We start from the raw sequence: 15,406 nt of genomic DNA on the forward strand, positions 1-15,406 counted from the left end.
ATGAGAAAATTAGAGCTGCGTATACCTGCGTTGTTTACATACTGTATAAGTTATTTATTTCTTCGTGTATGTCTGGTGAATGGCTTTGTCGAACGCTTTCCAGTGTTCGTCCGTCATTCCTTGCGGGGTGAAAAGGCAAACGCCTGCCGCTCCGCTTTCCATGGCTCCGCGTACTGCTTCTTCTATTTCAGAAGGGATCAGTCCGTGTCCTTCCGGATCTTTGATATTGGCTTTGTTCTGCCAGTCATGGCAGATGAAAAGGCCACTGTAAACCGGGAATTTATTATTAACCGCATCCACTTCTTCTTTAGTGATCTTACCAACCCAGGCAGCATCTTCCAAATAGAAATCATTGTAGTTCATAGGGAATACAGCATCTATATTCCATTCGTCCCATTCCTGGCGAACCATCCATTTAGCATGAGAATCGGGTCCGGGGAATACAGCTGCGCTGACCTTTTTGCCTTTGGCATGGACTGCGTCGGCAATATGATTGACCAGGTGAGTGATCACGTCGCAACGGAATTGTGCCCATTCCTCACATTTAGAAGGGTCTTCCACTGTTTTGATATCGATGCCTGTTGCTGCCTTAAAGTCGGCAACACATTTGTCGCAATAGCAGTAGTCGGCAGTCGGATACTCTTCGTTCATTACCAGTCCGTACTTTTCCCACAAGCCTTTTGCCAGAATGACATCGACATAGCGGATATAGTCGAAATGAACATAATCAACATCGGGAATAGCGGCAATCTTTTCATATTCGCCAGTCAGGAAGTTAATTACATTTTCATTGTTCGGACACATGAATTTGTAGTAGGGGACATAAGCCTGTACGTTGTAGGCAGATTCTCCGTTACGGTTAACGGCATACCAGGTAGAGTCGGCATCGCCTTTCAGCATGGTGGGTATCCATGCATGATATTCCAGTCCGTTGGCATGAGCTACTTTGGCGGCACGTGCCTGTTTTTCTACGTTGAAACCGGCATTATAGCAAATACCGTCCAGACCGTGAGATTTCCACTTGCTGAAATCGGCCTGTAAAGTTTCTTCGGTGGTATTGCCACCTTCACCTTGCCAGCCGTACGCTTTAATCTTTGTTTCAGGAGCTTTGGTGCAAGCCGTAGCCAAAAGAGCAACGGCTGCCAAAGCGATAAATACTTTTTTCATTCAGATTTGTTTGTTGTTATTAAATTTCACAAGCACAAAGAGTCGGGATCAGGTTACGGTCGCCATAAGCGTTATCTACGCGTGCCACATTGATCCAGAATTTACTGTCATGCAACCATTCCAGCGGGAAAGCTGCTTTACTACGAGGGTATTCATGCTTCCATTCATCGGCTGTTACTTCGTATTCAGGATGCGGAGCATTTTTGAGCACATTATCTTCTTTGGAAGCTTTTCCTTCTTCTACTTCTTTGATCTCTTTCCAGATGCAATCCATAACTTCGGCGAAACGGTCGAGTTCGGCTTTGCTTTCGCTTTCGGTCGGTTCGACCATCAGCGTGCCGTGTACCGGGAACGACAGTGTAGGAGCGTGATAACCGAAGTCCATCAGACGTTTGGCGATATCGCCTTCATCGATACCGGATGCTTCTTTTACGCCACGGCATTCGAGGATCAACTCGTGGCCGACACGTCCTGTGGCTCCTGTATAAACGATTCCGTAAGTATCTTTAAATTTAGAAGCCAGATAGTTTGCGTTCAGGATAGCAGTTTTAGTTACTGTTTCCAGTCCTTCTGTTCCCAACATGCGAATATAAGCGTATGTGATAGGAAGAACACCTGCGCTACCGTAAGGAGCGGAAGATACTGTATTCTGATCGCAACCCCATAATATCGGATGAGACGGCAGGAACGGAACCAGATGTTCTGCAACGCAGATCGGACCAACACCTGGGCCACCGCCACCGTGAGGAATAGCAAATGTTTTGTGGAGGTTCAGGTGACAAACGTCGGCACCGATCGTACCCGGGTTGGTCAGTCCTACCTGTGCATTCATATTGGCACCGTCCATATACACCTGTGCGCCGCATGCATGGATGATATCACACATTTCTTTGATGTCGACTTCGAAGATACCGTGTGTGGAAGGATAAGTGATCATGGTTGCTGCCAGGTTCTCCTTATTTTCTTCTGCTTTGGCACGGAAGTCTTCCAGATCGATATTTCCGTTTTCGTCGCATTTAACAGTAACGGTTGTATAGCCACACTGGATTGCGCTTGCCGGATTTGTACCGTGTGCGGAAGCCGGAAGGAGGACGATGTTTCTATGTCCTTGTCCGATACTTTCCAGGTAAGCACGGATCACACGCAGACCGGTATATTCGCCGGCAGCACCTGAGTTCGGTTGCAGGGTAGCTCCCTTAAATCCGGTGATCTCTGTCAGATAGTTACAAAGATTTTCAATCAACTCTTTGTAGCCTTCCACTTGTTCTTCCGGAGCATACGGGTGAATATTCTGGAATTCGGGACGGCCCAGTGGCAACATACTTGAGGCTGAATTCAGCTTCATGGTACATGAACCCAGGGAGATCATCGACTGTGCCAGTGATACGTCTTTACGTCCCAAGCGGGTAATGTAACGCATCAACTCTGTTTCCGTATGATATTTCTTGAATACATCTTCCTGCAGGAAGTCGGACGCACGGGCAAATTTCTTATCGAAATAAGTCTTTTCCGGAATAGCTTCTTCCAACATATAATCTTTTCCGGCAGCTCCGGCAAAGATGTATAATAACACGCCTATATCAGTCGGTTGCGTTGTTTCATCGATACTGATACCTACTTGTCCGGCTTCGAAGTAGCGAAGGTTTACTTTACATTCCAATGCGATTTCGCGAAGAACGTTTACAGAAACATGAGCCGGTAATTCGATCTTCAACGTATCGAAATAATCCTTATTCAGTTGTCTGTAACCCAACTTTTCAAGTTCTGCAGCCAGGAAGCCTGCTGATGCATGGATGCGTCCGGCAATATCACGCAGACCATCTGCACCGTGATAAACGGCATAGAATCCGGCCATTGTGGCAAGCAGAGCCTGCGCGGTACAGATATTAGATGTCGCTTTTTCACGTTTGATGTGTTGTTCGCGTGTCTGCAAAGCCAGACGATAAGCCGGATGTCCGTAAGCATCTTTCGAAATACCGATGATACGTCCCGGAATAGCACGTTTATATTCGTCTTTTGTTGCAAAGAATGCAGCAGACGGACCACCGTAGAACATCGGGATACCGAAACGCTGGCTGCTACCGAATACGACATCTGCTCCCCATTCGCCCGGAGGAGTCAATAATACCAGGCTCATCAGGTCGGCTGCTACGGCTACACGGGTTTCGTTAGCGTTAGCTTTGGCTACAAAATCTTTATAATCTTCAATCGAACCGCTTGCATTCGGATATTGAACGATTGCACCGAATACATCAGGAGTGAATTCGAATGTCTTGTAGTCACCTGTTACCACCTTGATGCCTTGCGGGATCATACGGGTATTGATAACTGCAAGTGTGGAGGCGAATACATTTTCATCTACAAATAATGTATTGGCTCCGGCTTTAGCCTGTGCACGGCTGCGGCTACCGTGAAACATCGTAGCAGCTTCGGCTGCAGCAGTTGCTTCATCCAGCAGGGAGCAGTTGGTAAGAGGCAATGCTGTCAGTTCGCTGATCACTGTCTGGAAATTAAGCAAAGCTTCCAGACGTCCCTGCGATACTTCTGCCTGATACGGAGTATAGGAAGTATACCATGCAGGATTTTCGAATACGTTCCGCTGAATAGGGGCAGGGCAGATGGTATCGTACCAGCCCATGCCGATATAGGATGTAAATACTTCGTTCTTGGATGCCAGTTCAGAGATATGTTCGGCATATTCCCGTTCCGTCATCGGTTCCGGAAGATTCAGAGGTTCTTTAAGACGGATATTGGCCGGAATGGTCTGGTCAATCAGTTCGTCAACCGATTTAACACCGATAGCTTCGAGCATAGCCGGAATATCTTCCTTTGCAATGCCGACATGACGGTTTACAAATTTATTTGTGTCCATAGTATTTAATGTGTTTATAAATAAGGATTGTTTAATTTTTCGTCGATGATTGTTGTTTCCGGACCGTGACCGGGATAAACGACTGTTTCGTCAGGAAGAGATAACAGTTTATCGTTAATTGCGGCTATCAGGACTTCCTGGTTTCCGCCCCACAAGTCTGTACGTCCGATACTGTTTGCAAACAAGGCATCACCCACAATGACAAAGCCGTTTTTCTTATTATAGAACGCTACACTGCCGGGTGAATGTCCGGGAACGGTCAGTACCACTAATTCGGAATGCCCGAATTTGACCACTTCATTACCTGCCAGGTATTTCCCAACCGGAATATTTTCCATTTTACCGGGAACGCCGAATAGTCTCGCTTGCTCTTCAGGAGCAGGAAGCTGTTCAACATCCGCCTTGTTTGCCTCCGGTTTCAGGCCATACGTCTTATATACAAACGGATTGCCGAAGACATGATCCAGATGAAGATGGGTGCAGAGCAAATGCTTTACTACCAGCTTATTTTCGGAGATAAAGTCACTCAGTGCTTTCTCTTCTTCTTTACGGCAACAACCACAGTCGATAATGACTGCTTCTTTCGTATCGTCATACAATACGAAGGTGTTTTCCTGAAAGTAATTAAATTGAAATGCTTGTATTGTAATCATAGCGGTACGTATACAACTTTTTTAGTTTGGAAAAATTCTTCTTTGAAATGCTCCCCCAATTCGATAACGATCGCTTGTTTCTGGTAAGCATGTATCTCGTGTTGGAGTTCGCCTCCTTTCAGGCAGATCAGCCCATTGGGAAGTGCGTTCTGCTGTTCCTTTTTTATGTTTTTACGGGAAATTTTGATCAGATCGCCTAAAGGCATAACGGCCCGACTGACAACGAAGTCGAATTGTTGTTTTTCTTCTTCGGCACGGCAATGACGGAAAGTTACGTTTTTCAGGCCGATTGCTTCCGCTACCGCCTGTCCGACCTTGATCTTTTTTCCAATGCTGTCGACCAGATGGAACTGCACTTCCGGAAAGAAGATTGCCAGGGGAATTCCCGGAAATCCCCCCCCTGTACCTATATCCATTACGGTAGAGCCGTTTTTGAACTTCATCATTTTAGTTAGCCCCAGTGAATGGAGCACATGATGCGGATACAGATTCTCTATATCTTTACGGGATATGACGTTGATCTTTGAATTCCAATCAGTATATAAATCATACAGAGCTTCGTACTGTGTCAGTTGCTTTTCACTTAGCTCCGGGAAATAAGTTTTTATAAGTTCCATAGATTGTTTTTAAAATGCCAGATGAGCGATCGGACTATCTTTTTTGAGCAGGTATTGTATTTCTTCATACGGAAGATGTACATTCGTTGCACCGACTACATAGGCTGCGATCTCATATTCATTAAATGTATAGGTAATACCATAGTCGTCTATCAGGAAATTCCCATTAGGGAAAATTTCTTCTACACTGAAAAACCCAACACTTTCCAGTTCTTTAGGATTATCAACATTGTTTTGTTTAGCAATCCGGTCTACCAATATCTGAGCCAGATCGTCCTGGAAGTTTTCGATAAATATATCTTCTTCTTTGATCAGGTCTCCTGTTTTTGTGTTGATGACGTGGTTGGTGAACGAGTGTGCACCATGCGCGCCGCCTGTGTAGTTGTCAAAGTTGACTGTATAACTCAGAATATCATTTTTGTTATAAGCAATATCATCCGACGACATTTCAAAGTAAGAGAACCAAGCTCCGACCGGAGTTTCATCTGCTTTCGCAACTTCAGCCTTGTATTCTTCTTCCAATTCTTTATAGCTGTTCAGATAATCTTCCGTGTATTTGGCGGTAGCCTCTTCGGGAGACAATGTCTCATAGTTATCACCAAAGTAGGATGACACGAATTGCTGCTGGATCTTTTTCAGTATCTCTTTATTCTCTGACTGTACCGGAAATGTAAAGTTTATTTGCAGGTTACAATTCGGGTTCTCCGGATTTTCAAGCAAATGATAGGTTTTATCCACACTGATCGAGTCGAATTTTATATCGTTATCCGCTGTCTTTTTTGTCCCGATATTACAACCACTGACAAAAATACTTATAAGAAATAGAGCCACCAATTTCTGGCATAATTGCGTCTTCATTGTGATACAGATTTAATTTTATACTTTAAATTGCAAATGTACATGTTTATCTCCGAATTACCGAATAGATAACCGATTTTATAAATCTTCTCCATCTATCAATTTGTCATACTATGTCATGTAAATAGGATTAATATACCGGGTAAATGAAATTAGCCTACCGGGTAATATTTTTTAACTAATCATATGACTATTGAAACGATCTGATTGATGTCATAAGATAAAATCTGTTGTAGAGGAAACAGGCGGTATAGTGGCTGTTTATGGAAGATTTAGCATATATTTTTTTACGAAAAATTGATTATTTAAATCTTCTGCTTATCTTTGTCCCGCGCATGAAATGCAAGGAGTTGCAATGCGCATTGCTTTTTTTATTGGACATAAGCGTTTTAAATATTATTTGGCATTGAAATCTCGACAATTTCATTCCCAACAAATAATAGGCAGTGAATGCAGATGTTCTTGTCTATCTATGCACAATATAGAATTGTTTAAAATTGATTCGTGTATATGGATAAGAGCGTGGTACTGTTATATATATTGTTGGGGGGCCTGTCGAGAGCCTCAATGTCTATATATAAACAGTTTCCACGCTTCTTTTTTTGTTTTATCCAGTCGGGGAATTGATGGATAGTTTGTTAGCCTTGAATCATGTATGGTATGTTTCTGAAAAAAGATCTCAAAGATAAATTAACCCTTTACTTTTTGAAACAGCTGGAGCCGGTTAGCCCTTTTGAAATTTGCTGGCAGGTCCAGACTTATGCAGCAATACATCAAATACACTTCACAGATACTGCATTGATCTTGCCGGAGACTTCCCGACTGGTTCTTTATCCTGATTCCATAACTCCGAACCTGCAGGAGACTTCTTCCCGCAAAAATATCATATATTTTTCAGATGTCATTCATATTCTTGAATTTCAAGGTAGTTTAGAAGTCTTATTAAGAAATGGGTATGTTTATTTATTATCCGGTAACACTTCGGCCTGGAAATTAATAGATATTTGCCCCGAAAAGAACCATCCGGATGCAAACCCTTTGTTGGTCTGGTATTGGATATTTAGTGGAAATATACAATTTGCCTGGTGGCATTTGAAAGAGTATGTAATAAAAACTTTTTATTTATAAATGTGCTTTAAATGAACTAAATCAACGTTTGCTTGTTTTATAAATGTGGCATAGAGTAAAGGTCACCACCTGAGATAAAATAATTCAAAATTTTACGGTTAGAAATTTGCCGGACTCACACGATGAATCCGGCACAGAATAATACTTGTCTGAACGATGCGTTCGGGGAGTTAAGATCGTTGTATCATAAACCCAAAATATATATGGCAAAAATTGAAATAAAAAACTTATCTATCCTTTTCGGACCTGAGAAGGCCAAAGCGAAAAAGATGATTTTAAAAGGAAAAAGTAAACAGAAGATCCTCAAGGCGACAGGATGCACTGTAGCTGTACGTAACGCCAACCTGGAGATAGAAGAAGGAGAGATGTTCGTAATCATGGGACTGTCCGGTAGCGGAAAATCGACATTACTGCGATGCATTAACCGGCTGAACGAACCTTCGATGGGGGAGATTCGTCTGGACGGTGTCGACATCACCCGTTCATCCGATAAAGAGTTATTACAAATACGCAGAAAAGAACTGGCTATGGTTTTCCAGCATTTCGGACTATTACCCCACCGTACGGTATTAAGCAATGTGTCGTTTGGCCTGGAGTTGCAAGGTGTTCCTAAAGAAGAACGGGAGAAGAAAGCGCAGGAAAGTGTTTTGCTTGTCGGCCTGAAAGGATACGAAAAGCAGCGGGTGGACGAATTGTCGGGAGGTATGCAACAGCGTGTCGGGCTGGCCCGCGCATTGGCAAACAACCCGGAGGTACTTCTGATGGATGAGGCCTTCTCCGCCCTCGACCCGCTTATCCGCGAACAGATGCAGGACGAGTTGCTCTTGTTACAGGAAAAGATGAAAAGGACGATTGTCTTCATTACCCACGACCTGGACGAAGCGATCAAGCTCGGCGACCGTATTGCAATTATGAAAGACGGCGAGATCGTACAGGTCGGTACCCCCGAAGAGATACTGACAGATCCGGCCAACGCCTATGTCACCCGTTTTACAGAGAGCGTAGACCGGGGACGTATCGTCACAGCTTCTTCGATCATGCTGAAACAGCCGGTCGTGGTCAGGCTCCGGAAAGAAGGGCCTGAGACTATCCTGCGCAAGATGCGCGAGAAACGTTTATATGCTTTGCCGGTCATAGGAAGTGAGGATCAGTTCATCGGCGAAATACAATATAAGGATGTTCTGAAGTTGCGAAAAGAGGGAAGTAAAGATGTTGCTTCCATTGTCCTCAAGGAAGTCCCTTCCGTATTGGAGAACACGACGGTGGAGGATATGCTTCCGTTGCTTCCGAAAGTACGCCAAGCTTTACCTGTCGTCGATGATGGGAACCGGCTGATCGGAGTTGTCTCCCCCTCCGCCATCATCATTGAAATGACCGGGAAAGACCAGAAAGAAATAGAAGAAATAATTCAAAACGCAATAGATTTATGATTAATATCGGACAATATATAGAAATAGCCATCAACTGGCTGACAGAACATTGGGCCCCTTTCTTTGATATAATAAATAATGGCATCGGTAGCTTTATCGACGGCTTCCAACACGGTTTATTATGGATACCGTTTTATGTGATGATCCTGGCACTAACCGTTTTAGCCTGGTTTAAAGCGGGGAAAGGTACAGCGGTACTTACCCTGCTGGGGCTATTCCTAATTTATGGGATGGGCTTCTGGGAACAGACGATGCAAACGGTAGCCCTGGTCTTATCCTCTACGGTTATCGCCCTGGTACTGGGTGTACCGTTAGGAATCTGGACGGCACGCAACAACATAGCCGCCAAAATAATCCGTCCGCTAATGGATTTGATGCAGACGATGCCTGCCTTCGTTTATCTGATTCCTGCCGTATTATTTTTCGGGCTTGGGCCTGTACCGGGAGCTTTTGCCACGGTGATCTTTGCAATGCCGCCGGTAGTTCGCCTGACAGACTTGGGTATCCGTCAGGTTCCGGAGGATATTGTGGAGGCGACCCGGTCGTTCGGAGCGACTTCGCGGCAGTTATTGTTTAAGGTGCAGTTGCCGCTAGCATTGCCGACGATTATGACCGGAGTTAACCAGACGATCATGATGGCCTTGTCGATGGTAGTGATCGCTGCGATGATTTCTGCCGGAGGTTTGGGCGAGATCGTATTGAAAGGAATTACCCAGATGAAGATCGGGCTCGGTTTTGAAGGAGGTATAGCCGTTGTGATTCTGGCTATCGTGCTCGACCGTATAACCCAGGGATTTGTCCGTAAGAGATAATCCCGAGTGATTAACAAAAAAGAAATTTTTATGAGAAGATTAGTTATACTTATCAGTTTAATCCTGCTTCTGGCAGTCATTATGTTCCTTTCCGGGTGTAGCCGGGAGAAAGATCCGAAAGAGATCTCGATCGGTTACGTGAACTGGTCGGAAGGGATTGCCATGAGCTATCTGGCTAAAGCGATGTTGGAGGAGCAGGGATACAAAGTCACGTTGAAAAATGCAGACATCGCGCCTATCTTTACTTCAGTCGCTGCGGGAAAAGTAGACCTTTTCCTGGATGCCTGGCTTCCGAATACGCATGTCGACTACATGCGGCAATACGGCGACCGGTTGGAAGCAGTCGGTGTGCCGTTCGACAATGCACGTCTGGGTTTGGCCGTCCCTTCCTACGTAACAATCAATACGATAGAGGAATTGGAGACGAATAAGGAACGCTTCAACAACGAAATTATCGGTATCGATATCGGTGCCAGCCTGATGAACCTGACGGAAGAGGTCGTCAAAGAATATGACCTGTCACTGAAACTGATGCCATCGAGCGGGCCGACCATGACCGCTTTTTTGCAGAAGTCGGTCGAGCATAATGAATGGATCGTTGTCACCGGCTGGATGCCCCATTGGATGTTTTCACGGTATAATTTGAAGTTTCTGGAAGACCGCAAAGGAATTTACGGAGATGCCGAACATATTGTAGCCGTTGCTACCAAAGGCTTCTCGCAAACACATCCCGACGTAGCCCGGTTCTTCCGTAACTTCAAGTTCACAGGCGACCAGTTGAGTGAGCTTATGGACATCATGGAGCAGTATCCGATGCGGGAATTGGAAGGAGCGAAAGTTTGGTTGAAAAAGCATCCGGAAATAGTTGATTTATTTTTATCTTCGCAAACAAATCAATTAACTCTGCAAAACGAATATGAAACTGACCGGGAAAATAACATGCCTGTTGCTGGCACTGGCAATCGGTAGTCCTTTTATTAAAGGAGAGAATATGAAAAATTTGAATGTCGTATTTATAGGAAACAGTATAACGGAAGGAGCGTTGATCAAGAACCCTACGCATGATGCTCCGCCCGTCAAAGCTGCCCTGTACCTGACTAAACAACCCTCCGTCACTTCGGTAAAGTACTCGAACCAGGGCGTGAGCGGCTGCACGACTACCGACTACCTGCCCCAGACGGAAAAACTTTTCCCGATAGCAAAAGCGGCGGCCGACAAGTTTGCAGACGAAACATGGGCCACACTGGTCTTCTCCATTATGCTCGGAACGAACGACAGCGCGATTACCGGCCCGAACGGTGCCCCGGCTTCCCCGGAAAAATATGGAGAGAACATGAAGGCGATCATCGACCGGTTATTGGCGTTATATCCGAACTGCAAGATTGTCCTGCATCGTCCGGTATGGTATAGTCCGAACACCTATAACGGGGCGATGTACCTGAAAGAAGGACTGAACCGTTTGCAGAACTATTACCCCGTATTGCAATCGCTGGTGACGGACTACGGCAAACGTTTCCCCGGCCAGGTTTTCATGGGAGATACCGATGGCTTCGATTATTTCAAAGAGAATTATCAAACGGATCTTTTCCCCGAAGACGGGAATGCCGGAACTTTCTACCTTCACCCCAATGAGAAGGGAGCAGCCGTTTTAGGGCAGCTTTGGGGAAAAGCGATCATGAAAGCATTAGAATAGAGAATCCGTTAATTAGGAAATACCTATGGGCAAAAAAATATCCATCCGGATGGGAAACGAATCTCTTCCGGATGGATTTTTTATTTTTACCGGATGCAGCTTAATGGCAGAAAAGCGACAAGCCGGATTTTAACAGAAAAACTCAATAATAACTAATAGCCTATATTTATCTTTTACCCAAATGATGATCCATAATGGCGATGTGATGTTCGCCATACATCTTGAGCTTCTCCACAATATTCCTGGCAGTCGCTTCTTCTTCAACCTGTTCACGCACAAAACCCCACAAGAAATCCTGGGTAGCCTTGTCCTTCTCGGCTGCGGCCACGTCTACCAGTTTGTCGATCAACTCGGATACATGTACTTCATGTTGATATACATGTTCGAATATCTCCTGAGGCGTACCGAAGGCTGTCGGAACCACATTGATCTGGTCCAGCTTAACCTGTCCACCCCGCTTGATCGAATAATCGATCATTGAATACGCATGTTCCAACTCTTCCTGCGACTGCTTTTTCATCCAGTGTGCGCAACCGTCCAACCCCAATTGGGCAAAATGAATGGACATCGACAGATAAAGGTTTGAAGACCACATCTCTGCAAGGATCTGCTCGTTAAGAGCATCGGATAATTTTCTACTTAAAGTCATAGCTGTATGTTTTATATATGTTTATAGTTTTACTTATAAAACAAACAGCTTCCGAATTTGTTCGGATAGAATACGATTTGTTGCATCGGATATATGCTATCCTTTATATTAATGTAATAAGAAATCCTTATCTTCGTTTTATAACTAAAAATATCGTATATGAAAAAGAAAACAGAGATACTGATTGCCCGGCTGCGGCTGGCCATCCGCCTGCATCCGGTGGAAGTACTGCTATCGGTAGCTTTCGCACTGCTGGGATGCATCCATTTCGAAAGCGGATACGAATATAAGTTTCTGGAAACTCCGCTGGTCTATTTCCCCGTCCTGTTCCTGGCAACCTATACGTTGAACGGACTCTTCTCGCAAACGTCCTACCGCTGGATCTATTACCTGTCCGCCCTTTTTTGCCTGCCTTTTTTCTGGTGGACGATGGAGAAGATATGGACGCCCCAGTACCTCGTATCGCTTATCATCGTGCAACTCGTCTACCTGGTGAGCGGCTGGAAGAAAGAGAACGATGAATTTGTGCGCGTTGCCCTCCGGTATATGAAAGCGATGCTGTCGGCCGGACTGTTAGCGGGTATCGCATACCTGTTGGCGATTTCGATCTACGTCTCCATACAATATATATTCGAGATATGGCAGGGAGGCGACCGGCGGTTCTATACCGAAGCCGCCTACATTATATATATGTGCGCCATGCCCCTGTTGTTCCTGATGTTCAACCAGGCGAAAGAGGAAGGGGAGGAGAGCCGCAACCGCCTGTTTGAAGTTTTACTGAACTATGTACTTTCGCCGGCCCTGTTGATCTACGCGGTGATCCTGTATCTTTACTTCGTGAAGATAGCTGTCCTCTGGTCGTTGCCGAAAGGAGCGGTCGCCTATATCGTTGTCAGCTTCGTTTCGGCTACCTTTATTTTGAAGGGATGCCAGGTCTTTCTTTCGAAACGGTATTACGACTGGTTTTACCGATATGCCAGCTTCGCCGTATTACCCGCACTGGTGATGTACTGGATCGGGGTCTACTACCGCATCAACCAGTACGGATTCACCGAGCCGCGCGTTTATCTGGTGGCAGTCGGGGGTATCCTGACCGGCCTTGTCGGACTGTTTCTCACCCGGCAGTGGGGACGTTACCTGTATGCAGCATGCCTGGCTATCGTTTTCCTGTCGGCCGTAACCTATATACCCGGTATCACGGCAGAAGATATCGAACGGATCTCACAAACCCGGCGCGGCAATTATCCCCCGAAGGAAACGACCTACGATTACCGTTCCTTCGTAGAGATCGATGGCAATTCTCCGGTCGATATTTCCGGTTACCGGACATTGATACCCATCAGCGGATACAGAAGTGGCAACGGTATGTGGACGGCCATCGAACGGGACACATTTTATATTTTTAACAAAGCGGAAGAGACTGTTTACAGCGAAGCTATCTCCACCTTCTGGAATAACCAGCTTTCCAAAGCTGGCATCCAGCCCGGCGACACCATCCCCGAAGAGGCTTTTCCCATTCTTCTTGAGTTTGATATGGATTCGGCAAAGCTCGTTTTTCAGACGATCAGCCTCTACCGTTCTTCGTCCGATTCGGCCTATCGGGTTTCCTACATGACTCCGGCCTGTTACCTGCAAAAGAAATAACCCGCCAGGCGTCCGGCATTCCCGGACGCCTTAATTATGCCTTCATTTATTAACAGAAAATAGTACCTTTGCGTTTCCTTAATATTTTAGTTATGAAGAGATATTGTCAGACACTAGACTTGAAAGACGACGAAAAGCTGATACAGGAATACATGTATTGGCATTCGCCTGAGAATTTTTGGCCCGAGATCGGCCAGGGTATCCGTGAAGTAGGCATACTGGATATGCAGATCTACCGCCTCGGTAACCGCCTGTTCATGATCCTTGAAACACCCGACGACTTCGACTGGGACACCGCCTTTGCCCGTCTCGCCACCCTCGACCGGCAGGCCGAATGGGAGGACTTTGTAGCCCGCTACCAACAGGTCGCCCCCGGTGCTTCCTCGGCAGAAAAATGGCAGCTCATGGACCGGATATTCAAACTTCCCGAATAAAAATAATCAGATGGAAAAGAAAAACAAACAAAGCTTATTCGCCGCTCCGAACGGTAAATCATACCTGTTACCTTTTATACTTATCACCAGCCTGTTCCTTTTGTGGGGATTCGCTCACGGATTACTCGACGTACTGAACAAGCATTTCCAGGGCGCATTCACCATGACGAAAGCCGAAAGCGGACTGGTGCAATTCTCTACCTATATCGCCTATTTCCTGATGGCCCTTCCCGCAGGAATGTTTATGAAACGCTACGGATATAAGAAAGGTATCATCCTCGGATTGTTGTTGTTTGCGGCCGGCGCGTTCGCTTTCATCCCGGCAGCATTCCTGCATTCGGCTACGCCTTTCCTGGTCGCACTATTCATCATCGCCTGCGGATTGTGTATATTGGAAACGGCAGCTAATCCGTACTCCACGATCCTGGGGCCGTCGGAGTCGGGTGCACAACGTCTGAACCTCTCGCAGTCGTTCAACGGATTGGGATGGATACTCGGGCCATTGGTCGGTGGCGCGTTGATCTTCGGAGGTGCCGAGGGCGATGCCTTTGCCTTGACAAAGCCTTATATCCTTGTCGGAAGTATCGTATTATTGGTTGCTGTCCTCTTCTTCTTTACCCGCCTACCGGAAGTAAAAGCGGAGGATCAGGAAGAAACTCCGGCGGACGTGAAATTGCCTGCCACCGGCATTTGGAAACACCGCCAGTTCGTGCGTGCGGTCATTGCCCAGTTCTGCTACTGTGCGGCACAGACCGGAATTTTTAGTTTCTTCATCAACTATGTAACAGAGCTCGACCCTGGGATGACGAATATCGAGGCCTCTCGTATCCTGGCTTTCGGCGGTATGGCGTTGTTCATGATCGGCCGCCTGTCTGGTAGCTTCACAATGAAATGGATGTCGCCCGGTAAGCTATTGACCTGGTTCGCCCTGGCGGATGCCGTTTGTATGGCTCTCGTGGTTGTCTCGGCCGGAACGGTTTCTTTATACGCGCTTTATCTTTCTTTCTTCTTTATGTCGATCATGTTCCCGACTATCTTCGCATTGGGTCTGGAAGGTATGGGAGGCTACACCAAAAAGGCTTCTTCTTATATTGTAATGGGAGTTGCCGGTGGCGCATTCAGTCCGATGTTGATGGGATATATCGGAGCGGAAAATATGGCAATCGGTTTCTTCGTACCCCTGATTGCTTTCCTTTATATTCTTTATTTTGCCATTAAGTGCAAATAAATTTTCACAATATGATACGTCTCAAACCAATGATCAAAGCCTTAACATTCTTTTTCTAATCTTCCGAGGAAAGAGAAAAAACAATTGTTAAAAAACGAGGATAAATTGTACTTTGTATCTTGAAAAATAAGAGGTACGGATGTTAATTGGTGTGACTAAAAATAAGGGTCGTTTTTTTTAGTCATTTATCGGACGATTTGTATAATAAAAAAATGAACGAA

Annotated in this window: 14 protein-coding genes; 8 read left to right on the forward strand and 6 right to left on the reverse strand. The window is 45.6% G+C overall.

The window, feature by feature from the left end:
• Positions 1–54: 54 nt before the first annotated feature.
• The 5 genes from QZ076_RS14875 to QZ076_RS14895 are packed head-to-tail and all read right to left on the reverse strand — an operon-like array spanning position 55 to position 6,167.
• Complete coding sequence (locus QZ076_RS14875) at positions 55–1,167, reverse strand: hypothetical protein (protein WP_293714344.1); 1,113 nt, start codon at positions 1,165–1,167, stop codon at positions 55–57.
• A 19-nt stretch (positions 1,168–1,186) separates the two neighbouring features.
• Positions 1,187–4,039: an aminomethyl-transferring glycine dehydrogenase gene (gene gcvP / locus QZ076_RS14880; RefSeq protein WP_293714346.1), complete on the reverse strand. Its 2,853-nt coding sequence runs from the start codon at positions 4,037–4,039 to the stop codon at positions 1,187–1,189.
• A 14-nt stretch (positions 4,040–4,053) separates the two neighbouring features.
• On the reverse strand, positions 4,054–4,692 hold the full coding sequence (locus QZ076_RS14885) for an MBL fold metallo-hydrolase (protein WP_293714348.1): 639 nt from the start codon (positions 4,690–4,692) through the stop codon (positions 4,054–4,056).
• Entirely contained in the window at positions 4,689–5,309 is a 621-nt protein-coding gene (rsmG, locus tag QZ076_RS14890) for a 16S rRNA (guanine(527)-N(7))-methyltransferase RsmG (protein ID WP_129732467.1), read from the reverse strand. Before rsmG ends, QZ076_RS14885 begins: the two co-directional genes overlap by 4 nt.
• Positions 5,310–5,318: 9 nt before the next feature.
• The gene (locus QZ076_RS14895; RefSeq protein ID WP_293714353.1) at positions 5,319–6,167 is read right to left on the reverse strand and encodes a DUF3298 and DUF4163 domain-containing protein; all 849 of its coding nucleotides are present in this window, start codon (positions 6,165–6,167) and stop codon (positions 5,319–5,321) included.
• 705 nt (positions 6,168–6,872) lie between these two features.
• On the opposite strand from QZ076_RS14895, the gene QZ076_RS14900 reads away from it, so the two are divergent.
• The 5 genes from QZ076_RS14900 to QZ076_RS14920 all read left to right on the forward strand — a co-directional run bounded on the left by QZ076_RS14900 (position 6,873) and on the right by QZ076_RS14920 (position 11,230).
• Positions 6,873–7,295: a hypothetical protein gene (locus tag QZ076_RS14900; protein ID WP_293714355.1), complete on the forward strand. Its 423-nt coding sequence runs from the start codon at positions 6,873–6,875 to the stop codon at positions 7,293–7,295.
• Between the two features lie 203 nt (positions 7,296–7,498).
• Positions 7,499–8,725 carry a glycine betaine/L-proline ABC transporter ATP-binding protein gene (locus QZ076_RS14905; protein WP_293714357.1) on the forward strand — a complete coding sequence of 409 codons (1,227 nt, stop codon included), beginning with the start codon at positions 7,499–7,501 and terminating at the stop codon, positions 8,723–8,725.
• Positions 8,722–9,537 (forward strand): proline/glycine betaine ABC transporter permease, encoded by an 816-nt coding sequence (locus QZ076_RS14910; RefSeq protein WP_075558476.1) that lies wholly within the window; start codon positions 8,722–8,724, stop codon positions 9,535–9,537. Before QZ076_RS14905 ends, QZ076_RS14910 begins: the two co-directional genes overlap by 4 nt.
• A gap of 30 nt (positions 9,538–9,567) precedes the next feature.
• Complete coding sequence (locus QZ076_RS14915) at positions 9,568–10,506, forward strand: glycine betaine ABC transporter substrate-binding protein (RefSeq protein WP_293714359.1); 939 nt, start codon at positions 9,568–9,570, stop codon at positions 10,504–10,506.
• Positions 10,454–11,230 carry a GDSL-type esterase/lipase family protein gene (locus tag QZ076_RS14920; RefSeq protein WP_293714361.1) on the forward strand — a complete coding sequence of 259 codons (777 nt, stop codon included), beginning with the start codon at positions 10,454–10,456 and terminating at the stop codon, positions 11,228–11,230. The genes QZ076_RS14915 and QZ076_RS14920 overlap by 53 nt, the downstream gene beginning before the upstream one ends.
• 166 nt (positions 11,231–11,396) lie before the next feature.
• Here QZ076_RS14920 and QZ076_RS14925 read toward each other — a convergent pair whose 3' ends face one another.
• The gene (locus tag QZ076_RS14925) at positions 11,397–11,879 is read right to left on the reverse strand and encodes a ferritin (RefSeq protein WP_293714363.1); all 483 of its coding nucleotides are present in this window, start codon (positions 11,877–11,879) and stop codon (positions 11,397–11,399) included.
• Positions 11,880–12,038: 159 nt separating this feature from the next.
• On the opposite strand from QZ076_RS14925, the gene QZ076_RS14930 reads away from it, so the two are divergent.
• The 3 genes from QZ076_RS14930 to QZ076_RS14940 all read left to right on the forward strand — a co-directional run bounded on the left by QZ076_RS14930 (position 12,039) and on the right by QZ076_RS14940 (position 15,185).
• Positions 12,039–13,523 carry a DUF4153 domain-containing protein gene (locus tag QZ076_RS14930; protein WP_293714365.1) on the forward strand — a complete coding sequence of 495 codons (1,485 nt, stop codon included), beginning with the start codon at positions 12,039–12,041 and terminating at the stop codon, positions 13,521–13,523.
• Positions 13,524–13,615: 92 nt separating this feature from the next.
• On the forward strand, positions 13,616–13,957 hold the full coding sequence (locus QZ076_RS14935) for an L-rhamnose mutarotase (protein WP_075558471.1): 342 nt from the start codon (positions 13,616–13,618) through the stop codon (positions 13,955–13,957).
• Between the two features lie 10 nt (positions 13,958–13,967).
• On the forward strand, positions 13,968–15,185 hold the full coding sequence (locus QZ076_RS14940; RefSeq protein WP_293714368.1) for a sugar MFS transporter: 1,218 nt from the start codon (positions 13,968–13,970) through the stop codon (positions 15,183–15,185).
• Positions 15,186–15,406 lie beyond the last annotated feature (221 nt).

It is taken from the genome of uncultured Parabacteroides sp., from assembly GCF_905196875.1.
Taxonomy (GTDB): Bacteria; Bacteroidota; Bacteroidia; order Bacteroidales; family Tannerellaceae; genus Parabacteroides.